We start from the raw sequence: 24,070 nt of genomic DNA on the forward strand, positions 1-24,070 counted from the left end.
CCAGAACAGGCATTCTGAATCGTCGCCTTCGTGGCGGATCCGAGGCCCGGATCAGACTTGGCGGGGGGTATCGTGGCTTTTTCTTTACATACGTTCAAGTATGTATGTGATCGTGTCGCGCGATCCGACATGCGCTCTGACGCTGTTGTGCGGTGCAAAAACACCGCTCGCACGGATACGGTCGCCGCGATCACGTCCCCCTTGCTTCGTGTCGCCCTGCTGCTCGCGTCGGTCGCGGCAGCTCCCCTGCTCGCATCTTGCAACGAAAACACCGGCGAAGCCCAGGCCCAGACGCAACCCGCCCCGCCGCCGCCCGAGGTGACGGTGCAGGAGCTGGCGGCCAGGCCGGTGCCGATCACCTACACCTATGCCGGACGCGTCTCCGCCTTCCGCGAGATCGAGGTGCGCGCCCGGGTCGGCGGCATCCTGCTCAAGCGCGACTACACCGAAGGCGAACGGGTGGCCGAGGGGCAGAGGCTGGCCCGTATCGACCCCGCCACCTACCAGGCCGAGGTGGCGCGCAGCCAGGCGCAGCTGCAGCAGGCGCAGGCGCAGCTGGCCAACAACCGGGTCAACGCCGACCGGTCCGCCAAGCTGTTCGCCAGCCGCGCCGGGTCGGCCAAGGACCGCGACGACACCATGGCGCAGGTGCGGACCGACGAGGCGGCGGTCGCCGCCGCCGTGGCGCAGCTGCAGACCGCGCAGCTCAACCTCGACTACACCTCGGTGACGGCACCGCTCGGCGGCATGACCAGCATCGAGGAGGTGCCGGAAGGCAGCCTGATCAGCGCCAACGGCCTGCTGACCCGGATCACCCAGCTCGATCCGGCCTATGTCAGCTTCTCCTTCGGCGACGCCGACTATGCCGAGATCCGGCGGCTGCTCGACGAGGGCAAGGCCGACGGGCCGAAGGACCGCCGCTTCCCGGTCACGGTCAAGCTCGGCGACGGGCGGATCTACGCCCAGGGCGGCACCATCAACTTCACCGACAGCATCGTCGACACCCAGACCGGCACCATCCGGGCCCGGGCCATCCTGCCGAACGCGGACAGCCTGCTGGTGCCGAACCAGTTCGTCCGCGTCACCGTCGGCGGGCTGACCCTGAAGCAGGGCATCGTGGTGCCGCCGATGGCGGTGATGCAGGGCCCGCAGGGACCCTTCGTCTATGCCCTGGCCGAGGGCGACAAGGCCGAGATCCGGCCGATCGCCCTGGGGCGTGAGGTCGAGGGCGGCTGGCTGGTCGACAGCGGCGTCACGCCGGGCGACCGCATCATCACGGAAGGCGTGATCAAGGTGCGCCCGGGCAGCCCGGTGCGGCCGTCCCTCGCCAAGGTCGCGCAGGTGGACCCGTGATCTCGCGGTTCTTCATCGACCGGCCGGTCTTCGCCGCGGTCCTGTCGATCGTCATCACCCTGGCCGGGCTGGTGGCGATGCGGGTGCTGCCGATCGCGCAGTATCCCGAGATCGTGCCGCCCGAGGTCTCGGTCACGACCTCCTATTCCGGGGCCAGCGCCGAGACGGTGGCGCAGACCGTGGCGGCGCCGCTGGAGCAGCAGATCAACGGCGTCGACAACATGCTGTACATGCGGTCGACCAACACCGGCGACGGCACCATGTCGCTGACCGTCACCTTCAAGATCGGCACCGATCCCGACCAGGCGACGATCAACGTCAACAACCGGGTGCAGCGGGTGCTGCCGACCCTGCCGCAGGAGGTGCAGCGCGTCGGCGTCAGCGTCTCGAAGAAATCCAGCTCGATCCTGATGGCGATCATCCTGACCGACAAGAGCGGCCGGGCCGATCCGATCTACCTGAACAACTACGCGCTGCTGAACGTCATCGACGACCTCAAGCGCGTGCCCGGCGTCGGTGACGCCTCGCTGTTCGGCAGCGGCAAGGACTATTCGATGCGGGTCTGGCTGCGGCCGGACAAGCTGGCGCAGTACAACCTGACGCCGACCGACGTCTCCGCCGCGATCCAGGAGCAGAACGCCCAGTTCGCCGCCGGCCGCTTCGGCGACGAGCCCAACAGCGGCGGCCTGGCCTACACCTATTCGGCGACGACCGACGGCCGCCTGCCCGACGCCGCGGCGTTCGAGAACATCATCCTGCGGTCCGACAGCAACGCGGCGACGCTGCGGCTGAAGGACGTGGCTCGGGTCGAGCTCGGCGCCCAGACCTATAACTCCACCGCCTTCGACAACAACAAGCCGATCGCCGGCATCCCGATCTACCTGCAGCCGGGGGCCAACGCGCTGAACACCGCCGAGGCGGTCAAGGCGCGGATGGAGGAGCTGAAGCAGGGCTTCCCCGAGGGCGTCTCCTACATCATCCCCTACGACACCACCAAGTTCGTCCAGGTCTCGATCGACGAGGTCATCAAGACCTTCATCGAGGCGATGATCCTGGTCGTGCTGGTGGTCTTCGTCTTCCTGCAGAACCTCCGGGCGACGCTGATCCCGGTGATCGCGGTGCCGATCTCGATCCTCGGCACCTTCGCCGGCATGTACATGCTCGGCTTCTCGATCAACCTGCTGACCCTGTTCGGCCTGGTGCTGGCGATCGGCATCGTGGTCGACGACGCCATCGTGGTGCTCGAGAATGTCGAGCGCATCATGCGGACCGAGAAGCTGGCCCCGCGCGAGGCGGCGCGGAAGGCGATGGACGAGGTCTCGGGCCCGGTCATCGCCATCGTTCTGGTGCTGTGCGCGGTGTTCGTGCCGGTCGCCTTCATGGGCGGGCTGGTGGGCGAGATGTACCGCCAGTTCGCCGTCACCATCGCGGTGTCGGTCACCATCTCCGGCATCGTCGCGCTGACCCTGACGCCGGCGCTGTGCGCCCTGATCCTGAAGCCCGGCCACCGCGAGCCGGCCCTGCCGTTCCGCCTGTTCAACCGCGCCTTCGACCGGCTGACCGCGGCCTACACCGCCGGCGTCCGCTTCTTCCTGAAGCGCGCAATCGTGGCGATCGTGCTGTTCGTCGCCATGGCGGGCGCCGCCTTCGCCCTGTTCCAGAAGATCCCGGGGTCGCTGGTGCCGCAGGAGGACCAGGGCTACCTGATCGTCGCCGCCTTCCTGCCGCCGGCCGCGTCGCTGGAGCGGACCGAGGCGGCGCTGGCCGCGGCGACCGACAACCTGCTGACCCATCCGGCGACGGGCGAGGTCATCGCCGTGCCCGGCTTCGACCTGCTGTCCGGCGCCCAGAAGACCTATGCCGGCGTCGCCTTCGTGCCGCTGAAGGACTGGTCCGAGCGGACCGATGCGGCGCTGGACGCGCGCAACCTGCCCGGCCCGTTCATGGGCCTGAACGCCGGCATCAAGGACGCGATGGTGCTGGCCTTCAACCCGCCGCCGATCATGGGCATGAGCACCACCGGCGGCTTCGAGGTCTATGTCCAGGACCGCACCGGTGCCGGCTACGCGGCGCTGGCCCAGGCCACCCAGGCGCTGGCCGCCGCGGCGGCCAAGCGGCCGGAGCTGGCCGGCGTCCGCTCGATGTTCAACACCGCCATCCCGCAGTACAAGATCGACGTCGACCGCGAGAAGGCCAAGGCGCTGGGCGTGCCGATCACCTCGATCTTCGAGGCGATGCAGGCCACCTTCGGCAGCCTCTACGTCAACGACTTCACGCTCTACGGCCGCAACTACCGGGTCAGCCTCGCCTCGGAGGGCGACTTCCGGCAGCGGCCGGAGGACCTGCGCTATGTCTTCGTGCGCGGCGGCGACGGCGCCATGATCCCGATCGACGCGCTGGTGAAGACCCGGCGGATCGTCGGGCCGGACCAGGTCGAGCGCTTCAACATCTTCCCGGCCGCCAAGGTCATGGGCGACCCGGCCCCGGGCTATTCCTCGGGCCAGGCGATCGCGGCGATGGAGGCGGTGGCCAAGGAGGCGCTGCCCCAGGGCTACGCGCTGGCCTGGACCGGCTCGGCCTTCCAGGAACAGGCGGCCGGCGGCTCCGGCAACCAGGCGCTGCTGTTCGGCCTGGTCATGGTGTTCCTGATCCTGGCCGCGCAGTACGAGCGCTGGACGCTGCCGATCGCGGTGCTGACGGCGGTGCCCTTCGGCCTGTTCGGCGCGCTGCTGGCGGTGTGGCTGCGCGGGCTGGAGAACGACGTCTACTTCCAGATCGGCCTGGTCACACTGATCGGCCTGGCCGCCAAGAACGCCATCCTGATCGTCGAATTCGCGGTGCTGAAGCGGCAGGAGGGGATGAGCGCGGCCGAGGCGGCGCTGGAAGGCGCCAAGCTGCGCTTCCGGCCGATCGTCATGACCTCGCTGGCCTTCATCCTGGGTTGCCTGCCGCTGGCCATCGCCTCCGGCGCCGGCTCGGCCAGCCGCCATTCGATCGGCACCGGTGTGATCGGCGGCATGCTCGCCGCCACGCTGATCGCCACCTTCTTCATTCCGCTGTTCTACCGGCTGATCGCCTGGCGCGATCCCAAGAAGAAGCCGGCAACCGAAGCGGTGCCCGCCTTCCCCCAGGCGGAGCATCCGTGAGGTGGCGCTGCCCCACAGCTCCACCTCGGTCCCGGTCGTCATCGCTGCCCCTCGACGATCGGGACGCCACACCGGACGGGGTGCGGACCGCAACCGCGCCCCGTCCGACGCTATCGCCGAAACGGTGCGCGCTTTCCCCCAAGGCGGCGCATCGGTGAGGCGGGGCTGCCCCACAGCCCCGCCTCGGTCCCGGTCGTCATTCCTGCCCCTCGACGATCGGGATTACCAGCCGGGCGGGGTGCGGTCCGCAACCGCGCCCCGCCCGGCGTCTTCGCCGAAACGGTGCCTGCCTTCCCCCAGGCGGCATCGGTGAGGCGGGGCTGCCCCACAGCCCCGCCTCGGTCCTGGTCGTCATCGCTGCCCCTCGACGATCGGGACTCCTAGCCGGACAGGGCGCGGACCGCAACCGCGCCCTGTCCGACGCCAGCTGCGAAACCCTGCAGACAGAGTCTCCGGCTGCATCGGGCGCAGCGCATCCTCACTCTCCCCCGACGACTGGTCCCTGTCGACGCAGTCCCCGATGGGCCTCAGTCCGTCGCCCCGGCCTTGCGCAGCCGCGCGGCGATGGCGCGGGCCCGGCTGCTGTCGGCCCAGCCGAGAGCCGAGCGGCCGGTGAAGTCTTGCTGATTCGGATTCGCTTTGGCGGCCAGCAAGGCCTCCACCGCCGGCAGGCTGCCGTTGCGGGCGGCGGCCATCAAAGGGGTCATGCCCTGGCGGTTGGCGCGGTTGGGATTGGCCTTGGCGTCCAGCAGCGCCTTGACGATGCCGGCGTCGCCGATATCCGACGCCCAGTACAGCGGCGTGTTGCCGAGCGAATCGGTCTGGTCCGGCGCCGCGCCGAAGCGCAGCAACTCGCGCACCATGGCCAGGCTGTCATTGCCCACCGCGATGGTCAGCGGCGTGCGACCCTGGGCGTCGGTGGTGTTGGGCGAGGTCCCGCCCAGCAGCAGGGTGCGGGTCTGGTCGATATCGTTGCGCTGCACCGCCTGGATCAGGTCGGGCGCACGGCGCAGCACGTCGATCTCGGCCGCAGCCGGGCCGCAGAGGGTGAGAAGCATCGCCGCGGCCGCCGCGATGCGCGCGCCTCGTTTCATCTTCGGTCTCCGACAGGTCCCGCCAAGGGGTTCGGCAGCGACCTTATACCAGGGGGCCTGCGACGGGCCAGCGGTTGGCCCCCGCCGGTGCCTGGACTATCCTGCGGCAAACGTCGCCACCCGCCCGTCGACAACGAGGCCCGTCATGACCGCTGAGCCATCACCCCTGCCGAGCCTGCCCCGCCTGGGGCAGACCGCCCCGTCCTTCGAGGCCGAGACCACCCATGGACGCATCGCGCTCGAGGATTTCCGCGGCAGCTGGGTCGTCCTGTTCTCCCACCCCGCCGACTTCACCCCGGTCTGCACGTCCGAATTCGTCGCTTTCGCCCGCATCGCCCCGGCCCTGAAGGAGCGCGGGGTCGAGCTGCTGGGCCTGTCGATCGACAGCATCTACGCGCATCTCGCCTGGACCAAGCGGATCGAGGAGCTGTTCGACACCCGGATCCCGTTCCCGGTGATCGCCGACGGCGATCGCAAGGTGGCGACGCTCTACGGCATGATCATGCCGGAGCAGTCGGGCACCGAGACCAGCCGCTGCGTCTTCGTGATCGACCCCACCGGGGTGGTGCGGGCGATGATCTACTATCCGCTGACCACCGGCCGGAACATCGATGAGATCCTGCGTCTGATCGACGCGCTGCAGACCACGGACAAGCACAAGGTCGCCACCCCGGCCGACTGGCGCCCCGGCGACAAGGTGATCGTGCCGGCACCGCGCACCATCGAGGATGCCGAGGCGCGGGCCAAGGCCGGCTACGAGTACACCGACTGGTGGTACTGCAAGACCGATGTGAAGGGCTGATCCGGGCCGCCCGGGCATAGACGATGGCCTGCATCAACCCCGACGGCACCCTGACGGAGGTGGCGAAGCGCAGTCTTGGCCTGCTCGCCGTGCCGCACACCGTGGCGCAGCTCTCCGCCGCCGCCGGCCTGCCGGTCTGGCGGGTGAGGGCGACGCTGCGCGAGACCGGCCGGGCGAAACTGGTGGCCTGTCTCGATCCCGATGCGGCCGACCCGTCCTGGCAGCTGACCGATCTCGGCGCCGAGGCACTGGAACTGAGCCGAGACTGATCGCGCTTTACTGATGCAACACAATAAGATAAGGGTCTCTCTTGAAGCACCATATAAGCCGTTGCGGCGGGTCGGCGCATTTCGGATTCTGTCGGCGGAGCTTCTGGGCTAGAGTGCGGGCGATGGATCTGCGGGGGTACCGATGAGGATGATGAAGAGTTTTATAGCGGTCGCGGTGGCCGCCTTGGCGCTGGCAGCCTGCCAGGAGGCACCGAAGCCGCCCCAGACGGGCGGTCTGTTCCCTGATGTCGGCAACTACCAGCCGGTGAACCTGCCGCCGAAGGCCCAGCTGTCGCCGACGGAAGTGCGCTACGACCTGCTGGTCAAGCTGCAGACCGAGATGATGGTCACCGGTCTCAGCTGCAAGGAAGAGTTCAAGGACCCCATCATCTTCCGCACCTTCAGCCAGTGGGTGGTCAACAACGACGACCGCATCCTGGAGACCCAGGACAAGCTCGGCAAGCTGCTCGGGAAGTACAGCAAGGGCAACGGCGCGCGCCTGTTCGACACCTACCGGACGAAGATGGCGAACGACGAGTCCGGCCGCATGCAGCGCATGACCCAGGCCGCCTACTGCCTGGCCCGCCAGGACCAGTTCGCCGAAGTCGTCAAATACAACCCGCAGCAGCTCGACGACTACCTGAACAAGACCTACGACCTGCTGCACACGCGCTACAACGAGGTCGGGTCGAAGACCCAGACCGCGGCGGCGCCGGCCGACAAGGCAGCGGCGGCGGCAACGCCTCCGAAGACCAAGAAGCCGTAAGGCTCAAGGCTTCACATTTTTGCCGATCCATCCTGAAGGGGGCCGCTTGCGCGGCCCCTTTTTGATGGCGCGGACGCGATAGGATCAGCGCCGGGTGACGACGATCTCCAGGTACTCGCTGGGCACGACCATCGAGCCGTCTCCAGAGCGATCGAACTGGGCGATCAGGTCCATCAGGTCGCGCTCAAGCCCGTCCTGAGCCGACGGCGCGAGAGCCGCGAAGGTCTTGAGCACCGGCCCGTAATAGGTCCTGAAGATCTCCAGCCAATGGCGGGGCGAACGGTACCGGAAGGTGAAATGCCGCGACGTCGCCTCGACCGACGACGCGTGCGGCCCGAACAGCTCGTCCACCCGGGCGCGCGTGCCCCACAGCGCCGGCGACCTGGCGCCGGGCGGCGGCGGCACATGCCGGCCGATGGTCTTGAACAGCTGGCCGATGAAGCCCTCCGGCGTCCAGTTGGCGAGGCCGATCTTGCCGCCGCGCCGGCAGACCCGGACCAGCTCGGCGGCGGCGCGGTCCTGGTCGGGCGTGAACATGACCCCGAAGGTGGAGACGACGGCGTCAAAGCTGCCGTCGGCGAACGGCAGGGCCTCCGCATCGGCCTCGCGGACCGTGATGACGAGCCGTTCGGCGGCGGCCCGCTCGCTGGCGCGATCCAGCAGCGCCGGGACGTAGTCGGTGGCGACGACATCGCACCAGCGCCGCGCGGCGGCGAGGGAGGCATTGCCGTTGCCGGCGGCGACATCGAGCACCCTCTGGCCCGCCCGCAGGTCGAGGGCTTCGCACAGCTCCTCGCCGACGATCTGCAGGGTGGTGCCGACGACGGCATAGTCGCCGGAGGACCAGGCTCCCTGCTGGCGGACCTTGACGGCTGCGAGGTCGAGTGGGGGCGGGGTCGTCGTAGCGGCGGTGGCCATGATCGTTCTCCGGTCGCGCGGGTGGCCCCGCGGCCGGCGCAGGCCATGGGGGATGCGACCAGGATCGAGACCGGGAGGTCCTCGGGCAATCCCTCAAAATCCGTGATCTTGACAAACCTGGACAATGAGCATGGCCGGAGTCCAGGCCATCCGTGGACGCCTGATCCCGGCGGCGGAATCGCGCTCGCCACCGGTGCGGCGCATGCGGTCAGCCCAGGGCGCGGCCGGTGTCGGGGTCGAACAGGTGCAGCTGATCCTCGGCCACACCCAGGGCCAGCCGGTCGCCGTCGCGCACCGGCGCCACGCCGGGCAGCCGCGCCAGCAGCGCCACCCCGTCGCCCAGCCGGCCATGCACCACCGTGTCGGCGCCCAGCGCCTCGACCAGCTCGACCTCGATGCTCAGCCGGTGCTCCGGGTCGGTCGGGCCGTCCAGCGCCATATGCTCCGGCCGGATGCCGGCGACCACCTTGCGGCCGGCCAGCCCCGTGGCGCGTTTGGTGGCGACGCGCTGGCCGCCGGGCAGGGTGATGCCGGTGCCGTCCGCGGTCACCGTCGCGGCCAGGAAGTTCATCGCCGGCGACCCGATGAAGCCGGCCACGAACATCGAAGCCGGCCGCAGATAGACCTCAAGCGGCGGGGCGATCTGCTCGGCCGCGCCGCCATTCATCACCATGATGCGGTCGGCCAGGGTCATCGCCTCGACCTGGTCATGGGTGACGTACAGGCTGGTGACGCCGAGGCGCGACTGCAGCCGCTTGATCTCGATCCGCATCTGGGTGCGCAGCTTGGCGTCCAGGTTGGACAGCGGCTCGTCGAACAGGAACACCGCCGGCTCGCGCACGATGGCGCGGCCCATGGCCACGCGCTGGCGCTGGCCGCCCGACAGTTGCCGCGGCTTACGCTCCAGCAGGGCCGACAGCTCCAGCGTCTGGGCCGCCTGGCGCACCCGGGTGTCGATATCCGCTTTCGACAGGCCCTGTATGCGCAGGCCGTACGCCATGTTGTCGTACACCGACATGTGCGGGTACAGGGCGTAGTTCTGGAACACCATGGCGATGTTCCGGTCCTTCGGCTCCAGCCGGTTCACCACCCGCTCGCCGATCGAAATCTCGCCGGCGCCGATGCTCTCCAGCCCCGCCACCATGCGCAGCAGGGTCGACTTTCCGCAGCCGGACGGGCCCAGCATGACCAGGAACTCGCCGTCGGCGATGCGGCAGTCGATGCCCTTGATGGTCTCCTGCGCGGCGCCGGGATAGGTCTTGCGCACGCCGCGGATCTCGACGGTGGCCATTCAGAGTCCTTTCGAGAATGCGCTGGCGTGAGTCGACTGGCGGTGGTTTCGAGAACCGGAGCGCAGCGGACGTTTGGGTCCGTGAGCACCGGAAGCGGAGAAACCGCCGTCAGGCGGCCGCGCCAGTAGCATTGTCGGAAGGACTCTCATTTCTCGCTCTCGATCAGGCCTTTCACGAACCAGCGCTGCATCGCCACCACCACCACCACAGGCGGCAGGATGGCCAGGATCGTGGTCGCCATCACCAGGTTCCACTGGGTGTCGGCATCGGTGAAGGAGATCATCTTGCGCAGGGCGATGATGATCGTGTTCATCGAGTTGTCGTTGGTGATCAGCAGCGGCCAGAGATACTGGGTCCAGCCATAGATGAAGGTGATCACAAACAGCGCCGCGATGTTGGTCTTCGACAGCGGCAGCAGGATGTCGCGCAGGAAGCGCAAGGGCCCCGCGCCGTCGATCCGCGCCGCCTCGACCAGCTCGTCCGGCACGGTCAGGAAGAACTGGCGGAACAGGAAGGTGGCGGTGGCCGAGGCCATCAGGGGCACGGTCAGCCCGGCATAGGTGTCGATCAGGCCGAGGTCGACGATGACCTGGTAGGTCGGCACGATGCGCACCTCGACCGGCAGCATCAGCGTGACGAAGATCATCCAGAAGAACACCATCCGCAGCGGGAAGCGGAAGAACACGATGGCGTAGGCCGACAGCAGCGAGATCGTGATCTTGCCGACCGCGATCGCCAGCGCGACGACGGTGGTGTTCAGCAGGATCCGACCCATGCTGACGCTGCCGACCGACCGGGCGCCGCCGAACAGCGCATCGCTGTAGTTCTGCAGGAACTGGTCCCCCGGCAGCAGCGGCAGCGGCGGCGACAGGATCGCCTGGGTCGGATAGGTCGAGGCGATGAAGGTGTAGTAGATCGGGAAGGCGACCAGCACGATCCCGACGATCAGGATGAAATGCGCGACCAGCCGGCCAAACGGGCGGTTCTCGATCATGAGTAGTGCACCCGGCGCTCGACATAGCGGAACTGCACGAAGGTCAGCCCGATCACCAGGATCATCAGGATCACGGATTGGGCGGCGGAGGCGCCCATCTTCAGGTTGACGAAGCCGTCATTGTAGACCTTGTAGACCAGGATCTCGGTCGCCTTGCCGGGGCCGCCGCCGGTCACCGCGTGGATGATGCCGAAGGTGTCGAAGAAGGCGTAGACCGAGTTCACCACCAGCAGGAAGAACGACACCGGCGAGATCAGCGGGAAGATGATGGTGCGGAACCGCTTGGCCGGCCCGGCGCCGTCGATCGCCGCCGCCTCGATCAGGCTCTTCGGGATCGCCTGCAGCCCGGCCAGGAAGAACAGGAAGTTGTAGCTGATCTGCTTCCACGCCGCGGCGGCCACCACCAGGGTCATGGCCTGGCCGCCGTTCAGCAGCGGGTTCCAGTCGAACCCGGCCTGGCGCAGCAGCACCGCCAGCGTGCCCATCGACGGGTTGAACAGGAACAGCCACAGCATGCCGGCGATCGCCGGGGCGATGGCGTAGGGCGACAGCAGCAGGGTGCGGTACAGCCCCTGGCCGCGCACCACCCGGTCGGCCATCACCGCCAGCAGCAGCGCGACGGCCAGCGCCGAGATCGCCACCGCGATCGAGAACACGGCGGTGACCTGCAGCGAGTTCACATAGGCGGGATCGGCCAGCACCCGGGCGAAGTTGTCGAGGCCGACGAAGCGGCTCTTCAGCCCGAAGGCGTCCTCGCGCAGCATCGACTGGCGGATCGCCTGGCCCGCCGGCCAGAAGAAGAAGACCAGGGTGATCGCGATCTGCGGCGCCACCAGCAGATAGGGCAGGACCGTGTTCGGGAAGATCGCGCGGCGGTTCATGGGGCTGGTGCCATTGCGGAGCTCGCCTTCCCCTGGGCCGTCATTCCCGCGGAAGCGGGAACCTCATCGGGTTCGAGAGCATGGAGAGATCCCCGCTTTCGCGGGGATGACGAAGGGAAGGGGCGGGTGTCCGCCCCTTCCGTGCCTTACAGCGATGCCGCTTCCTTGATCGCCGCGTTGCCACGCTCGACCGCCTTGTCCAGCGCCGTCTTGGCGTCCTGCTGGCCGTTCAGCATCAACTCCAGCTCCTCGTTGATGATGTCGCGGACCTGCGGCAGGTTGATGATGCGCACGCCCTTGGAGTTCTCGGTCGGCGCCTTGCCCATCATCTGCAGGATCGGGATCTCGCGGCCCGGGTTCTGCTCGTAGAAGCCGGACTTCTTGGTGGCCTCATAGGCGGCCATGGTGATCGGCAGGTAGCCCGACTTCTGGTGCAGCCGGACCTGGATGTCGGTCTGCGACAGGAACTCGAAGAACTTCGCCACGCCCTTGTATTCGGCCTGGGGATGGCCGGCCAGGACCCACAGGCTGGCGCCGCCGGGGATGGTGTTCTGCGGAGCGCCCGCGGCCTCGGGGTAGTAGGGCAGGGTGCTGGTGCCGAAATTGACGCCGGACTTGATCACGTCGCCCAGCCCGCCCGAGGATTCGGTCAGCATGGCGCATTCGCCGCTGGTGAACTTGGTCTTGGCCTCCGAGGTGCGGCCGCCATAGGAGAACACGCCTGATTTCTGCAGGTCGGCGATGGTCTGGAAGTGGCGGACATCGAGGTCGCTGTTGATCAGCAGCTTCGGCTCCAGCCCGGCCAGGCCGTTCTGGTCGGTGGCGTAGGCCACGTTGTTCCAGGCCGCGAAATTCTCCTGCTGGATCCAGGTCAGCCAGGTCGAGGTGAAGCCGCAGGACCAGCCGGCAGCCTTGATCTTCTTGGCCGCGTCGAACAGCTCCGGCCAGGTCTTGGGCGGTGCGTTCTCATCCAGCCCGGCCTTCTTGAAGGCGTCCTTGTTGTAATAGAGGATCGGCGACGAGCTGTTATACGGGAAGGACAGCAGCTCGCCATCGGCCGAGCTGTAGTAGCTGATCACGCCGCCGAGATACTGCGACTTGTCGAAGGTGACGCCGTCGGTCTTCAGCACGTCGGCCACCGGGACCACGGCGCTGGACGCGGCCATCATGGTGCCGGTGCCGGCGTCGAACACCTGCAGGATGTGCGGCGGCTGGCCGGCGCGGAAGGCGGCGATGCCGGCGTTCAGCGTCTCCGCATAGGTGCCCTTGAACACCGGCAACACCTTGTAGTCGGACTGGCTGTCGTTGAATTCCTTGGCCAGCGTCTCGACCACCTCGTTGTTGGCGCCGGTCATGGCGTGCCACCACTGGATCTCGGTGGCGGCGAGGGCGGGCAGGCTGAAGCTCAGGATCGCGGCGGATACGGTCGCGGCAAGATGCAGTCTCATGGCGAAATCCCCCCAATGGTACCCGGCGCTCTTACAGGCGCGGCATTTGCAAAACATGACAGCGACATGAAAGTTTTGCGACAGCTTTTCGCATCCGCGCTTCGATGCGCGTTTCCGAGCGGAGCGATCCCGGACGGTAGGCGTCAGCGGGCGACGCCGCGGGCGCGGCGCACCGCCTTCTGCCAGCCCTCGTACAGCCGGGCGCGGGTGCTGGCCGGCATCGCCGGCTCGAACCGCCGGTCGCGCTGCCAGGCCTCGGCCACCCCTTCGACCGAGGGGTAGACCCCGGCGGTCAGGCCGGCCAGGTAGGCGGCGCCCAGCGCCGTGGTCTCGATCACCTTCGGCCGCTCGACCGGGGTGTCCAGCATGTCGGCCAGCATCTGGCACAGCCAGTCATTGGCCACCATGCCGCCATCGACCCTGAGGGCCTGGGGCCTGGCGCCGCCATCGGCCGCCATCGCCTCCATCAGGTCGCGGGTCTGGTAGGCCACGGCCTCCAGTGCCGCGCGGGCGATGTGGGCCGAGGTCGAATCTCGGGTCAGGCCCAGGATGGTGCCGCGCGCCTCGGGGTCCCAATGCGGCGCGCCCAGGCCGGTGAAGGCCGGCACCAGGTAGACCCCGGCGGAATCCTCGACCGACCGGGCCAGGGTCTCGCTCTCGGCCGCGGTCTTGATGATCTTCAACCCGTCGCGCAGCCATTGGATGGTGGCGCCGGCGCTGAAGATCGCGCCTTCGATGGCGTAGGTCGGCTTGCCGTTCAGGCGGTAGGCGGTGGTGGTCAGCAGCCGGTGTTTCGAGGTCCGCGGCTTGTCGCCGATGTTCAGCAGGGCGAAGCAGCCGGTGCCGTAGGTCGACTTGATCATGCCGGGCTGGAAGCAGGCCTGGCCGAAGGTCGCCGCCTGCTGGTCGCCGGCCATGCCGGTGATCGGGATGGCGGCGCCGAACAGGATCTTGTCGGTGACGCCGAACTCATGCGCGTTGTCGTGCACCTCGGGCAGCACCGCACGCGGCACCTGGAACAGGGACAACAGCTCGTCGTCCCAATCCTGGGTGCGGATGTTGAACAGCATGGTGCGGCTGGCATTGGTGGCGTCGGTGGCATGCACCCGCCCGCCGGTCAGCCGCCACAGCAGGAAGCTGTCGATGGTGCCGAAGGCCAGCTCCCCGGCCTCGGCCCGGCGCCGCGCGTCGGGCACGTTGTCCAGCAGCCAGGCCAGCTTGGTGGCCGAGAAATAGGCGTCGATCACCAACCCGGTCTTGGCCTGCACCGCCTTCTCATGGCCGGCGGCCACCAGCTCGCGGCACAGGGCGGCGGCGCGGCGATCCTGCCACACGATGGCGTAGTGCAGCGCCCGGCCGGTGCCGCGGTCCCACAGCACCGTGGTCTCGCGCTGGTTGGTGATGCCGATGGCGGCGATGTGGTCGGCGGTCAGCCGGGCGCGGGCGATGGCGTCGCGGCAGGCCGACACCGTGTCCGACCAGATGCCCTCCGGGTCGTGCTCGACCCAGCCATCGGCCGGATAGATCTGGCGCAGCTCGCGCTGCGCGGTGGCCACCGGCCGCCCCTGCGGATCGAACACGATCGCCCGGGTCGATGTCGTGCCCTGGTCGATCGCCAGGACATGCGTGCGACGCCGCATCCGCTTCCCCTTCCATGTCCATTTTCGGATCGCACTATCCGAAGCGCGTTTCCGAACGTCAATCGACCCCGCGAGAGGGCTCAAACGGCCTCAATCCTCCGCCGCCTCCAGCGCGGCGCCGTCCGGCGCATCCACCACCGTCCGGCACAGCCCCAGCGCGAAGCCGGCGCGGGCCAGGGTGGCCAGGTCGCGCATCCGGTGCGCCGCCCGGTCGGCCTCGGCCCGGAACGGCCCCAGCCGCCGACGCCGCGCCAGCCGGATCGCCGCCGCCCGCTCCGGATCCGCCCCGGGGGCGCCGCCATACAGGGACAGGGCCTCATCCGCAACAGTCTCGTCGAGCCCGGCCTCGCGCAGCTTCATCCGGATCGCCCGGGTCGAGGTGCCGCGCCGGGCCAGCCCGGCGATCCGCATCTCGGCGAACTGGCTGTCGTCCAGCAGGCGCGCGGCGGTCATGCGCTCCAGCAGCGCCGTGATCCGCGCCTCCACCGCGGCGACGTCGACCTCGGCGCCGGCCTGGGCGGCGCGGCGGATGCGGCGCTGCAGCACCCGGCGCAGCTGGCCGGTCGAGGCGGCGTAGCGGCCGAGATAGTCGAGCGCCGCCCGTTCCAGGGCGGCGGCATCGAGCGCGGGCGGTCGGCGGGGCGGTCGGGGCATGGTGCGACACTGCCGCGTCCGGGCCGGGCCTGCCAAGCGCCGTCTGCGCCAAGGGACGTTTGCCCGCCCTCGCATCGCCGGGCTATGGTCGCGCCCCCGCCAGCCTTCAGAACGCCCATGCCCCAACCCCGCATCATCGGCCGCGTCAACTGGGTCGGCCTGTGGACCCTCACCTCCAAGGAGGTCCACCGCTTCCTCAAGGTCGCGACCCAGACGATCGCGGCCCCGGTCATCACCACGCTGCTGTTCTACGCCATCTTCGCCCTCGCCCTCGGCGGGGTGACGCGGCAGGCGGCGGGGGTGCCGTTCCTGCAGTTCCTGGCGCCCGGGCTGATCATGATGGCGATGGCGCAGAACGCCTTCGCCAACACCTCCTCCTCGCTGATGATCGCCAAGATCCAGGGCAACATCGTCGACGTGCTGATGCCGCCGCTGGCGCCGGCCGAACTCGCCGTCGGCTATGTCCTCGGCGGCATCGTCCGCGGCCTCCTGGTCGGGACGGTGACCTGGGTGGCGATCCGGATCTTCGTGCCGATCGACCCGATCCACCCCGGCTACGTCCTGTTCCACGCCATCGCGGCGTCGATGCTGCTGGCGCTGCTCGGCGCCATCGGCGGCATCTGGTCGGAGAAGTTCGACCACATCGCCGCGGTGACCAACTTCGTGGTCACGCCGCTGTCCTTCCTGTCCGGCACCTTCTACTCGCTCGACCGGCTGCCGGAATCCTGGCACTTCGTCGCCCATCTCAACCCGTTCTTCTACATGATCGACGGGTTCCGCTACGGCTTCATCGGCGCCAGCGACGGCACGCTGGGCACCGGCATCCTGGTGATGGTCGCGGCCGATGCGGCGCTGGCCGCGCTGCTGCTGCGCATGCTCGCCACCGGCTACAAGCTGAAGGCCTGAGACGGTGGCGCTCCCGCCCGGGGCCGCCCGTCCGATCCGGCACTACGGCCCGGTCAACTGGCTCGGCCTGACCACGCTGTTCCGGCGCGAGTTCCGGGCCTATCTCAAGGACTGGCTGGAGACGGTGGTGGCCCCGACCTTCTCCACCCTGATCTATGTCGCGGTGTTCGCGCTGGCGGCCGGCCCGGACCCGGTGGAATGGGCTGGGCCGGGCGGGCTGCCGCACTTCCTGGCGCCGGGGCTGGTGATCTATGTCGTGGTGCTGCGCGCCGCCGAGACCACGGTCTACAGCCTGACCTACTTCAAGATCGAGCGGCTGCTCGGCGACATCCTGATGCCGCCACTGGCCTCCTGGGAGATCGCGGCCGGCTACGCCCTGGCCGGCACCGCCGCCGGCCTCGTCACCGGGCTGCCCTGCCTGGTCGCGATGCTGCTGTTCGCCGGGACCGGCATCGCCGACCCGGCTCTGCTCGGCCTGGCGCTGCTGCTCGGCGCCTTCCTGCTGGCCGCCGCCGGCACGCTGGTCGGGCTGTGGGCGCAGAAATGGGACCAGGCGGCCGCCTTCTTCGGCTTCCTGCTGATCCCGGTGACCTTCCTGTCCGGCGTCTTCGCCCCGGTGGCGCTGCTGCCCGGGCCGCTCGCCGGGCTGGTGGCGCTGAACCCGATCTACTACGCGATCGACGCCGCCCGCATCGCCTTCGGCGGCGTGGGGGCGGAGCCGGTGGGCCGCAGCCTGGCGGTGCTGGCCGCCAGCGGCGCGGCGCTGTGGGCCTGCTCCGCCGTGCTGATCGCCCGCGGCTGGCGCATCAAGCCGTAAGTGCCCAACGACACGATATTGCCTCCGGCGGATGCTGGGCATTTCAGATGTATGCTTGTCCGATCGGACTATAGTGCTTTAGACAAAATTATACTTATTTCCGCGTTGTGTTGATCGCCGCGGTTCCTCCAGATTCGGCTGGACAAGGAACTTTTTGTGCAGTGCAATGTTATCAGCTTCGCCCGCCAGATTGTTAGCCACGGCAGGCACAGATATTTCATCCAGGGAGAGGTTCCGTGCGACAGGCGACCCCCTCAACCAGTGACATCGTGATCAGCGCGTATGAGACCCGCCGTGCCGCCGGCGCCGACGAATGGGCGGCCTGCGACGCCGCCCTCGACGCATTCCGCAGGCGCCATCCCGAAGCCTCGTCCGACCTCGCCAATACCTTCATCGCCGACGTGCTGCGCGACCATCACGCACGGCACTGACTCCGTGCCGCGGCCCGCGATGCCGGCCGGGCGCGGTCAGGCTTCGCTGGCCTCGGCGATGTGGCGCAGCAGCGGCGCCCAGTCCTCCCGCAGGTCCTCGGCGCGCCGGCCGCGCAGGTCGAACACGCTCAGGCCGTCGGCCGCCGCCTCGGTGTAGGCCGTGCTGTCGCGGATCCGCGACACCACCTTGTGCCCCAGCCCGCCCAGGAAGGTGTCGAGCTGGGCCGCGGCCCGGGTCCGCGCCCGCATCCGGTTGCCGACGATGGCGACCGCCGCGCGACTCTTGCGGATCGGCTTCAGCTCCTCCAGCCGCGCCAGGAAGCGCCGTGTCGCCTCCTCGTCGAAGGCCGAGGGCAGGACGGGCAGGACGATGACATCGGCCAGCTTCAGCAGCGCCTCGACCTGCTTCATCTTCAGCGCCGCCGGCGCGTCGATCACCAGGCGCTCGGCGTCCTTCGGCACCGCGAACTCCTCCTTCGCCCAGTCGATCCCGGCCAGGGCCGGGGCGCCGTCGGGCCGCCGCTTGGCCCAGTCCAGGCTGGAATGCTGGCGGTCGACATCGGCCAGCACGGTGAAATGCCCCTGGCCGGCGAAGGCCGAGGCCAGCGTCGTCGCGATCGTGGTCTTGCCGCAGCCGCCCTTGGTGTTGGCGACGAGCACGGAGATCATGGCGGCTTCCTTCAATTCCGGGGGCCGGTCCAGAACGGTTTGATGGCGCGGAAGGCGTCCCACTGGGCCAGCAGTTCCGGCTCGGTGGCCTCGCCGCCACGGGCGTGCCAGCCCAGCACCAGCCCGGCGGCGCGGTGCAGGGCGGTGTCGGTCGAATCGCCGGTCAGGCGCAGCAGCAGCGCCTCCGCCGTGGTGACGTCGTTGAGATGGCCGAACGCGTCCTGCAGCTTCGACAGCTGCGCCGCGAAGGGCTTGGCCCGCTTCTCGGCGAACAGCGGGCGGAAGAAGTCCATGGCGTAGCGCAGTCGCTTCAGCGCGATCCGCACCTCGTGCCGCTGGGCGGGCTCGAGCTGGCCGAGATGGCGGCCGAGGCGGGCGACCTTGCGGTGGGCTTGGCCGATCATCCGCCCCGCCAGCCCGTCGATCGGCTCCACCAGCGCGGTCAGCGTCGCGGTCGAGGCGTGGTCGCGCCAGCCCCGCCGCTCCAGCCACTCGCCGAGGGTCAGGTGCAGCCGGGCGCAGCGCGGGTCGGCCAGCGCCGCGCGCACCGCGGCATAGCCGGCCTCGCGCTGGCGCTGCGCCGCAGCGCGCAGCACGGCAATGCCGGGATCGTCGGGCCGCAGCGAATCGATCGGCTCGACGGTGGCGCCGAGGAAGACGTCCCAGTCGCGCGCCGGCCCCAGCGCGCCGGCCAGCCATTTGCTCTCGTCGCGCAGCCAGTCGAGCGTCGGCGACGGCACGGTCTTCTTGAACAGGGCCAGGGCGGAGCGCAGGCGGCGCAGCGCCACCCGCATCTGGTGCACGCCGCCGGGGTCGCCGCCATCCTCCGCCGCCGCCTCGTTGGCGGTCCAGTGGCGCAGGCAGCGGGCCAGGATGGTGGCGATGGCCTCGTCCACCGTCATGCCGGAGACCAGCGGTGTCTTCGGGTCGTAGACCACGCCCGGCGGCCGCCGGGCCACCATGCGGTAGCCGCGCTCGGCCTTGGTGACCTCGCTGACCCTGAGCGGGATCTCGTCCAGCAGGCTCAGGCCCAGGCGGTACAGTGCAGCGGTCCGGCCCTCCTTCAGCTCCAGCTCGATCTCCGCCACCGGGTCGCTGGCCTCACGGGTCTCGATGGTGCCGATATCGAAGGCGCATTCGACCACGGCGTCCGGCACCGCCAGGATCCGGGTCTCGCGCTGGATGCGGGAGGTGAAGAGGTGGGACAGCGCCTCGGCCGGGATGCCGTCCAGGAGCGCCCGCGCCTCGGGGTCGTCGAAGGCGTCGATCGCCGGGCTCATCGCCGGCAGCGCCACCTCCCACTCGCCGCGGGCCAGGCCGTCGCCGCGGCGTTCGGTCTTCAGGGTCTGAACGAAGCGCTGGCCGATGCGGCGGACGCGCAGCGTGGCGCCGCGGCGCTGCAGGGCGCAGTCCGGGGTGTCGTAGTAGAACGAGGTCAGCGACCGGGTGGTGGCCGGGCCGGTCGAGATCCGGCCCAGCAGATCGGCGCCGCGCAGCCGGGCGAGATCCTCAGGCGTCGCGCTGAGCTTCAGCTCGATCTCGACAGGCGCCTGCGGGGGCTCCTCGCCCCCACCCGGCTGCTCGTTCGGCCGGCGCGGCTGAACGATCGACATCGGCATCTCCCGGCATCACGACGCCAACGGCGTCGGAACCACCGTTCCTAGCCTAAAACGCGGCTCCGGAGAAGCTGTCCGGTGCCGCTTCGACCACGGTCGGCCCGCCGGGTTGCGCCTCCAGCACGGCCAGGCCGCGCTCGACCAGACCGTTCTGGCCGAAGCGGAAGATGCCGTCGATCCCGACGAAGCCGTTGGGGTCCTGCAGCGCCGCCGTGGTGAAGGGGTTGCCGCCGGAGGCCGGCTGGTTCGCCAGCGCCGCGGTCAGGGCCACCGCGTCATAGGCCAGCGTCGCCAGCCGCGGCGGCGGCGCGCCGAACTGCTGGGCGTAGCGGCTCTCGAAATCGGCGCGGCGCGACGGGTCGGGGGCTGCGTACCAGGCGCCGGCCAGGGACTGCTGGCGGTTGACCGCCGCGTCGTCCCACTGGCCGGTGCCCATCAGCTTCGCGGTGATGCCGGAATAGCCCAGCATCGGCGCGACCACGTTCAGGCGGGGGCCGACATCGGCCAGCACCACGGCGTCGACTGGAGAGGATTGCAGCTTCTGCGCCAGCTGGCTCGGGTCGCTCAGCTTGCTGTCGTAGAGTTCGACCACCGGGACCTCGGCGCCGTATTTGGCCGCGGCCGCGGTCATCGCCTTGCCCATCAGCTGGCCGAAGGGCGTGTTCGGCCCCAGGAAGGCGTAGCGTCGCATGCCGTGGTTGACGCCATAGCCGACGATGCGGTCGATCGCCTGCTGCTGCAGGAAGCTGAGCAGGAAGACGTTGCCGCCGGCCTGGCTGGTGTCGGTGCCGAAGGCGACGACGTCGATGCCGACGCCGCGCGCCTGCTGCGCCACCGCGGGCACCGATTTGCTGAACAGCGGGCCGAGGATGATGTTGGCGCCCTGGGCGATCACCGCCCGGGCGGCCTCGCCGGCACTGGCGGCGCCGTCGCCCGAATCGCGCGGCAGCAGCTGGACCTGGGTGCCGGTGTCGAACACCGCCATCTCGGCCGCGCGCTGCATCGCCGTGCCCAGCGCGGCGTTGCTTCCGCTCAGCGGCAGCAGCAGGCCCACCCGCAGGATGCCGTCATTGGGGCGGGTCGGCGCGCTGGGTCCCGGCGTCGGCGCTTGCGCGATCGGGGGTGGCCTCTGTACGGTCTGGGTACAGGCGGCGAGCGCGGCTACCATCGCGACGGCGCCTGCGACCCGGACGAGGCGATCCAGCCTCGCACGGCCCTTCCCCAAGGACTTTTCTGCGACTGCCGCAAGTCTTGTCACGGACGCCCCCTCACTCTCGACAACCCACCGGATCCAGGCACCGGCGGCCGAATGCTGTCGACCCTACCGGCGCGGCGCTCCCGAGTAAACCGGCGCCCGGCCTGTATCTGACCGCGCTGCCGATCGGCAATGCCGGGGACATAACGCTTCGGGCGCTCGATTTGCTCCGCGACGCCGACGTGATCGCCTGCGAGGACACCCGGACCACGGGGCGGCTGATGTCGATCTACGGCATCGCCACCAAGCTGATCGCCTATCACGAGCACAACGCCGCCGAGATGCGGCCGCAGCTGCTGCGCCGCATCGCCGAGGGCCAGGCCGTGGCGCTGGTCTCCGACGCCGGCATGCCGCTGATCTCCGACCCCGGCTACAAGCTGGCCCGCGCGGCGCGGGACGAGGGGCTGATGGTGACCTGCCTGCCCGGCGCCTCGGCGCCGCTGGTCGGGCTGCTGCTGTCGGGCCTGCCGTCCGACCGCTTCCTGTTCGCTGGCTTCCCGCCGCCGAAATCCGCCGCCCGCCGCACCTTCCTGGCCGAGCTGGCGCCGATTGCCGCCACCCTGATCCTGTTCGAGGCGCCGCACCGGCTGCCGGAATGCGTCGCCGACCTGGCGGCGGTGTTCGGCGACCGCGAGGCGGCGGTGACGCGCGAGCTGACCAAGCTGTTCGAGGAGGTCCGCCGCGGCCCGTTGCCCGAGCTGGCGGCGCACTACGCCGAGGCCGGGCCGCCCAAGGGCGAGATCGTCATCGTCATCGCCCCGCCGGGCGCCGCGGCGCGGCCGACCGGCGAGGACCTGTCGGCCCAGCTGCGCCGGGCGCTGGCCGGCATGAGCCTGCGCGACGCGGTCGAGGCGGTGGCGACGGCGACCGGGGAGCCGAAGCGCGAGATCTACCGCCTGGCGCTCGACCTGACCGCCGATGGGGACTGACGAATCACGGCGCCGGGCCGAGGCCTTCGGCCTGGCGGCGGAGGGCTGGGCGGTGCTGCTGTTGCGCGCCAAGGGCTGGCGCATCCTGGAGCGCCGGCTGAAGACGCCGCTCGGCGAGATCGACATCGTCGCCCGGCGCGGCCGCACCGTCGCCTTCATCGAGGTCAAGGCGCGGCCCGACCTGGCCGCCGGAATGCTGGCGCTGCAGCCCCGCCAGCAACAGCGGCTGCAGCGGGCGGCGGCGCTGTTCCTGGCCCGCCAGCCGCGCTACGCCGAGGGCCATGACCTGCGCTTCGATCTCGTGGTGATCCGGCCCTGGCGCTGGCCCGTCCATATTGCCGACGCCTGGCAGGTCGATCGGGTGTGGCATCCTCGGCGCGATCGGGCTAATTGAGGCGGATGGACCCGACGATCCAGTCGATTCTCGACCGAGCCGGCGCCCAGCCGGATGATGCCATCGATCTCGCCGAGGCGGGACTCGCGCTGGCGGCGCTCGACCGTCCGCGCGGGGTCGGCTTCCATTGGTATCGCCGCCACCTGGCCCAGCTGGTGTCGGACGTCACCCAGGCGGCGGCGGAGATGCCGCCGGCCGAGGCCATGGCCGCGGTGCTGGCCCGGCGCTGGGGCTATGCCGGCGACGTCGACAGCTACGACGACCTGCAGAACGCCAACCTGATGCGGGTGATCGACCGGCGGAAGGGCCTGCCGGTCACCCTCGGCATCCTCTACCTCCATGTCGCCCGGGCCCAGGGCTGGACCATGGTCGGGCTGAACTTCCCCAGCCACTTCCTGGTCCGGCTCGACGCCGCCGGCACCCGCACCATCCTCGACCCGTTCCATGCCGGCATGACCCGCGGCCCGGGCGAGCTGCGCGACCTGCTGAAGGCCGTGCTCGACGTCGGGGCGGAGCTGGCGCCGGAGCATTACGAGCCGGTGACCGACCGCGACATCCTGCTGCGGCTGCAGAACAACCTGAAGGTCCGGCACATCCGCGCCGGCGACTTCGCCAAGGCGCTGGGCGTGATCGAGGGCATGCGCCATGTCGCGCCGGCGCATGCGCCGCTGCTGCGCGAGGCCGGCATCCTGCACGCCCGCCTCGGCAACATGCGGGCCGCGATCGATGCGCTCGACCGCTACGTCTCCGCCCCCGGCGAACCCGAGACCCAGCGGCACGAGGCCGCCATCCTGCTTCAATCCTTCCGCACCAGCCTCAATTGAGAGCGACCATGAGCCTTGCCGTCGCGATCCAGATGGACCCGATCGAGAGCATCGACATCTCGGGGGATTCGACCTTCGCCATGGCGCTGGAGGCCCAGGCGCGCGGGCACCGGCTGTGGCACTACCTGCCGCGGGCGCTCAGCCTGCGCGACGGACGGCTGACGGCGAAGGCGCGACCGCTGACCGTCCAGGCGGTGCGCGGCAACCACTTCACGTTCGCGGAATGGGAGACGGTCGACCTCGGCGCGGTCGACGTCATCCTGATGCGGCAGGACCCGCCCTTCGACATGGGCTACATCACCGCGACCCACATGCTGGAGCACGTCTCCCGCCGCGTCCTGGTGGTCAACGACCCGAAGGAGGTGCGCAACGCGCCGGAAAAGCTGCTGGTCACGCATTATCCGGAGCTGATGCCGCCGACCCTGATCACCTCGGACCGCGACGAGATCCGCGCCTTCCGGCAGGAGCATGGCGACATCATCGTCAAGCCGCTCTACGGCAATGGCGGCGCCGGGGTGTTCCGCATCCGCGCCGACGACGAGAACCTGGTCTCGCTGCTCGAGCTCTACGAGCGGATGTACCGCGAGCCGATCATGATCCAGCGCTACCTCCCGGAAATCCGGAAGGGCGACAAGCGCATCATCCTGGTCGAGGGCGAGCCGGTCGGCGCCGTCAGCCGCGTGCCGTCGGAGGGCGAGGCGCGGGCCAACCTGCATGTCGGCGGCAAGGCGCAGAAGACCGTGCTGACCGAGCGCGAGCGCGAGATCTGCGCCCGCATCGGCCCGGACCTGCGCGCCACCGGCCAGATCTTCGTCGGCATCGACGTGATCGGCGACTACCTGACCGAGATCAACGTGACGTCGCCGACCGGCATCCACGAGATCAACCGCCTCGACGGGGTGAAGATCGAGGCGATCCTGTGGGACGCGATCGAGGCGCGACGGGCGGCGATGGGGTAGGGCGGGGGCCTCG

General features: G+C 69.7%; 23 protein-coding genes. 12 read left to right on the forward strand and 11 right to left on the reverse strand.

The window, feature by feature from the left end; genetic code table 11:
- The first annotated feature begins 201 nt into the window (after window positions 1-201).
- Together E9232_RS25070 and E9232_RS25075 are read left to right on the forward strand one after the other, a co-directional pair.
- Window positions 202-1,353, forward strand: coding sequence for an efflux RND transporter periplasmic adaptor subunit (locus E9232_RS25070; protein WP_309798674.1), 1,152 nt, complete (start codon window positions 202-204; stop codon window positions 1,351-1,353).
- The gene (locus E9232_RS25075) at window positions 1,350-4,499 is read left to right on the forward strand and encodes an efflux RND transporter permease subunit (protein ID WP_309798676.1); all 3,150 of its coding nucleotides are present in this window, start codon (window positions 1,350-1,352) and stop codon (window positions 4,497-4,499) included. Before E9232_RS25070 ends, E9232_RS25075 begins: the two co-directional genes overlap by 4 nt.
- Before the next feature lie 527 nt (window positions 4,500-5,026).
- On the opposite strand, the gene E9232_RS25080 is transcribed toward E9232_RS25075, so the two are convergent.
- A complete protein-coding gene (locus E9232_RS25080) occupies window positions 5,027-5,593 on the reverse strand; it encodes an ankyrin repeat domain-containing protein (protein ID WP_309798678.1) in 567 nt (188 codons plus the stop codon).
- Window positions 5,594-5,738: 145 nt separating this feature from the next.
- Between E9232_RS25080 and E9232_RS25085 the strand changes: the two genes are divergently transcribed.
- The 3 genes from E9232_RS25085 (at window position 5,739) to E9232_RS25095 (ending at window position 7,430) form a co-directional block, all read left to right on the forward strand.
- On the forward strand, window positions 5,739-6,395 hold the full coding sequence (locus tag E9232_RS25085; RefSeq protein ID WP_309798680.1) for a peroxiredoxin: 657 nt from the start codon (window positions 5,739-5,741) through the stop codon (window positions 6,393-6,395).
- Window positions 6,396-6,418: 23 nt separating this feature from the next.
- Window positions 6,419-6,664 carry a hypothetical protein gene (locus E9232_RS25090; RefSeq protein ID WP_309798682.1) on the forward strand — a complete coding sequence of 82 codons (246 nt, stop codon included), beginning with the start codon at window positions 6,419-6,421 and terminating at the stop codon, window positions 6,662-6,664.
- Window positions 6,665-6,806: 142 nt separating this feature from the next.
- Complete coding sequence (locus E9232_RS25095; RefSeq protein ID WP_309798684.1) at window positions 6,807-7,430, forward strand: hypothetical protein; 624 nt, start codon at window positions 6,807-6,809, stop codon at window positions 7,428-7,430.
- An 84-nt stretch (window positions 7,431-7,514) separates the two neighbouring features.
- Here the strand turns inward: E9232_RS25095 and E9232_RS25100 are convergent, their stop codons facing one another.
- The 7 genes from E9232_RS25100 to E9232_RS25130 all read right to left on the reverse strand — a co-directional run bounded on the left by E9232_RS25100 (window position 7,515) and on the right by E9232_RS25130 (window position 15,257).
- The gene (locus E9232_RS25100) at window positions 7,515-8,348 is read right to left on the reverse strand and encodes a class I SAM-dependent methyltransferase (protein WP_309798686.1); all 834 of its coding nucleotides are present in this window, start codon (window positions 8,346-8,348) and stop codon (window positions 7,515-7,517) included.
- Between the two features lie 208 nt (window positions 8,349-8,556).
- Window positions 8,557-9,639, reverse strand: a complete 1,083-nt coding sequence (locus E9232_RS25105; RefSeq protein ID WP_309798688.1) for a sn-glycerol-3-phosphate import ATP-binding protein UgpC — start codon at window positions 9,637-9,639, stop codon at window positions 8,557-8,559.
- A gap of 146 nt (window positions 9,640-9,785) precedes the next feature.
- Window positions 9,786-10,634, reverse strand: a complete 849-nt coding sequence (gene ugpE, locus E9232_RS25110) for a sn-glycerol-3-phosphate ABC transporter permease UgpE (RefSeq protein ID WP_309798690.1) — start codon at window positions 10,632-10,634, stop codon at window positions 9,786-9,788.
- Window positions 10,631-11,515, reverse strand: a complete 885-nt coding sequence (gene ugpA / locus E9232_RS25115) for a sn-glycerol-3-phosphate ABC transporter permease UgpA (protein ID WP_309798692.1) — start codon at window positions 11,513-11,515, stop codon at window positions 10,631-10,633. Before ugpA ends, ugpE begins: the two co-directional genes overlap by 4 nt.
- 146 nt (window positions 11,516-11,661) lie before the next feature.
- The gene (gene ugpB, locus E9232_RS25120; protein ID WP_309798694.1) at window positions 11,662-12,963 is read right to left on the reverse strand and encodes a sn-glycerol-3-phosphate ABC transporter substrate-binding protein UgpB; all 1,302 of its coding nucleotides are present in this window, start codon (window positions 12,961-12,963) and stop codon (window positions 11,662-11,664) included.
- 143 nt (window positions 12,964-13,106) lie between these two features.
- Window positions 13,107-14,603, reverse strand: a complete 1,497-nt coding sequence (gene glpK, locus E9232_RS25125) for a glycerol kinase GlpK (RefSeq protein ID WP_309798696.1) — start codon at window positions 14,601-14,603, stop codon at window positions 13,107-13,109.
- Window positions 14,604-14,693: 90 nt separating this feature from the next.
- Entirely contained in the window at window positions 14,694-15,257 is a 564-nt protein-coding gene (locus E9232_RS25130; protein ID WP_309798698.1) for a RecX family transcriptional regulator, read from the reverse strand.
- A 117-nt stretch (window positions 15,258-15,374) separates the two neighbouring features.
- On the opposite strand from E9232_RS25130, the gene E9232_RS25135 reads away from it, so the two are divergent.
- The 3 genes from E9232_RS25135 (at window position 15,375) to E9232_RS25145 (ending at window position 17,411) form a co-directional block, all read left to right on the forward strand.
- Window positions 15,375-16,163, forward strand: coding sequence for an ABC transporter permease (locus tag E9232_RS25135; RefSeq protein ID WP_309798699.1), 789 nt, complete (start codon window positions 15,375-15,377; stop codon window positions 16,161-16,163).
- 4 nt (window positions 16,164-16,167) lie between these two features.
- Complete coding sequence (locus E9232_RS25140) at window positions 16,168-16,980, forward strand: ABC transporter permease (protein WP_309798701.1); 813 nt, start codon at window positions 16,168-16,170, stop codon at window positions 16,978-16,980.
- 236 nt (window positions 16,981-17,216) lie between these two features.
- Entirely contained in the window at window positions 17,217-17,411 is a 195-nt protein-coding gene (locus tag E9232_RS25145; protein WP_309798703.1) for a hypothetical protein, read from the forward strand.
- A gap of 36 nt (window positions 17,412-17,447) precedes the next feature.
- Here the strand turns inward: E9232_RS25145 and E9232_RS25150 are convergent, their stop codons facing one another.
- From E9232_RS25150 to E9232_RS25160, 3 genes are read right to left on the reverse strand one after another with little or no spacing between them, the layout of a single operon-like run.
- A complete protein-coding gene (locus tag E9232_RS25150; protein ID WP_309798705.1) occupies window positions 17,448-18,080 on the reverse strand; it encodes a nucleotide-binding protein in 633 nt (210 codons plus the stop codon).
- Between the two features lie 11 nt (window positions 18,081-18,091).
- The gene (locus E9232_RS25155) at window positions 18,092-19,693 is read right to left on the reverse strand and encodes a CYTH and CHAD domain-containing protein (RefSeq protein ID WP_309798707.1); all 1,602 of its coding nucleotides are present in this window, start codon (window positions 19,691-19,693) and stop codon (window positions 18,092-18,094) included.
- A 52-nt stretch (window positions 19,694-19,745) separates the two neighbouring features.
- Entirely contained in the window at window positions 19,746-20,864 is a 1,119-nt protein-coding gene (locus E9232_RS25160) for a penicillin-binding protein activator (protein ID WP_309798709.1), read from the reverse strand.
- A 251-nt stretch (window positions 20,865-21,115) separates the two neighbouring features.
- On the opposite strand from E9232_RS25160, the gene rsmI reads away from it, so the two are divergent.
- Genes rsmI through gshB form a run of 4 tightly spaced genes read left to right on the forward strand, consistent with a single transcriptional unit; the run spans window position 21,116 to window position 24,057 of the window.
- Window positions 21,116-21,880 (forward strand): 16S rRNA (cytidine(1402)-2'-O)-methyltransferase, encoded by a 765-nt coding sequence (gene rsmI, locus E9232_RS25165; RefSeq protein WP_309798711.1) that lies wholly within the window; start codon window positions 21,116-21,118, stop codon window positions 21,878-21,880.
- Window positions 21,870-22,274: a YraN family protein gene (locus tag E9232_RS25170; protein ID WP_309798713.1), complete on the forward strand. Its 405-nt coding sequence runs from the start codon at window positions 21,870-21,872 to the stop codon at window positions 22,272-22,274. Before rsmI ends, E9232_RS25170 begins: the two co-directional genes overlap by 11 nt.
- Before the next feature lie 5 nt (window positions 22,275-22,279).
- Window positions 22,280-23,098 (forward strand): SirB1 family protein, encoded by an 819-nt coding sequence (locus E9232_RS25175; RefSeq protein ID WP_309798715.1) that lies wholly within the window; start codon window positions 22,280-22,282, stop codon window positions 23,096-23,098.
- Window positions 23,099-23,106: 8 nt separating this feature from the next.
- Entirely contained in the window at window positions 23,107-24,057 is a 951-nt protein-coding gene (gene gshB, locus E9232_RS25180; RefSeq protein ID WP_309798717.1) for a glutathione synthase, read from the forward strand.
- Window positions 24,058-24,070 lie beyond the last annotated feature (13 nt).

Origin of the sequence: Inquilinus ginsengisoli (genome assembly GCF_031453975.1) — a bacterium.
In the GTDB taxonomy this organism is placed as follows: Bacteria; Pseudomonadota; Alphaproteobacteria; order DSM-16000; family Inquilinaceae; genus Inquilinus; species Inquilinus ginsengisoli_A.

Coding starts and splice junctions, on each gene's coding strand:
- E9232_RS25080 (WP_309798678.1), bottom strand. CDS start 5,593: ATGAAACGAGGCGCGCGCATCGCGGCGGCCGCGGCGATGCTTCTCACC.
- E9232_RS25085 (WP_309798680.1), top strand. CDS start 5,739: ATGACCGCTGAGCCATCACCCCTGCCGAGCCTGCCCCGCCTGGGGCAG.
- E9232_RS25090 (WP_309798682.1), top strand. CDS start 6,419: ATGGCCTGCATCAACCCCGACGGCACCCTGACGGAGGTGGCGAAGCGC.
- E9232_RS25095 (WP_309798684.1), top strand. CDS start 6,807: ATGAGGATGATGAAGAGTTTTATAGCGGTCGCGGTGGCCGCCTTGGCG.
- E9232_RS25100 (WP_309798686.1), bottom strand. CDS start 8,348: ATGGCCACCGCCGCTACGACGACCCCGCCCCCACTCGACCTCGCAGCC.
- E9232_RS25105 (WP_309798688.1), bottom strand. CDS start 9,639: ATGGCCACCGTCGAGATCCGCGGCGTGCGCAAGACCTATCCCGGCGCC.
- ugpE (WP_309798690.1), bottom strand. CDS start 10,634: ATGATCGAGAACCGCCCGTTTGGCCGGCTGGTCGCGCATTTCATCCTG.
- ugpA (WP_309798692.1), bottom strand. CDS start 11,515: ATGAACCGCCGCGCGATCTTCCCGAACACGGTCCTGCCCTATCTGCTG.
- ugpB (WP_309798694.1), bottom strand. CDS start 12,963: ATGAGACTGCATCTTGCCGCGACCGTATCCGCCGCGATCCTGAGCTTC.
- glpK (WP_309798696.1), bottom strand. CDS start 14,603: ATGCGGCGTCGCACGCATGTCCTGGCGATCGACCAGGGCACGACATCG.
- E9232_RS25130 (WP_309798698.1), bottom strand. CDS start 15,257: ATGCCCCGACCGCCCCGCCGACCGCCCGCGCTCGATGCCGCCGCCCTG.
- E9232_RS25135 (WP_309798699.1), top strand. CDS start 15,375: ATGCCCCAACCCCGCATCATCGGCCGCGTCAACTGGGTCGGCCTGTGG.
- E9232_RS25150 (WP_309798705.1), bottom strand. CDS start 18,080: ATGATCTCCGTGCTCGTCGCCAACACCAAGGGCGGCTGCGGCAAGACC.
- E9232_RS25155 (WP_309798707.1), bottom strand. CDS start 19,693: ATGTCGATCGTTCAGCCGCGCCGGCCGAACGAGCAGCCGGGTGGGGGC.
- E9232_RS25160 (WP_309798709.1), bottom strand. CDS start 20,864: ATGGTAGCCGCGCTCGCCGCCTGTACCCAGACCGTACAGAGGCCACCC.
- E9232_RS25170 (WP_309798713.1), top strand. CDS start 21,870: ATGGGGACTGACGAATCACGGCGCCGGGCCGAGGCCTTCGGCCTGGCG.
- E9232_RS25175 (WP_309798715.1), top strand. CDS start 22,280: ATGGACCCGACGATCCAGTCGATTCTCGACCGAGCCGGCGCCCAGCCG.
- gshB (WP_309798717.1), top strand. CDS start 23,107: ATGAGCCTTGCCGTCGCGATCCAGATGGACCCGATCGAGAGCATCGAC.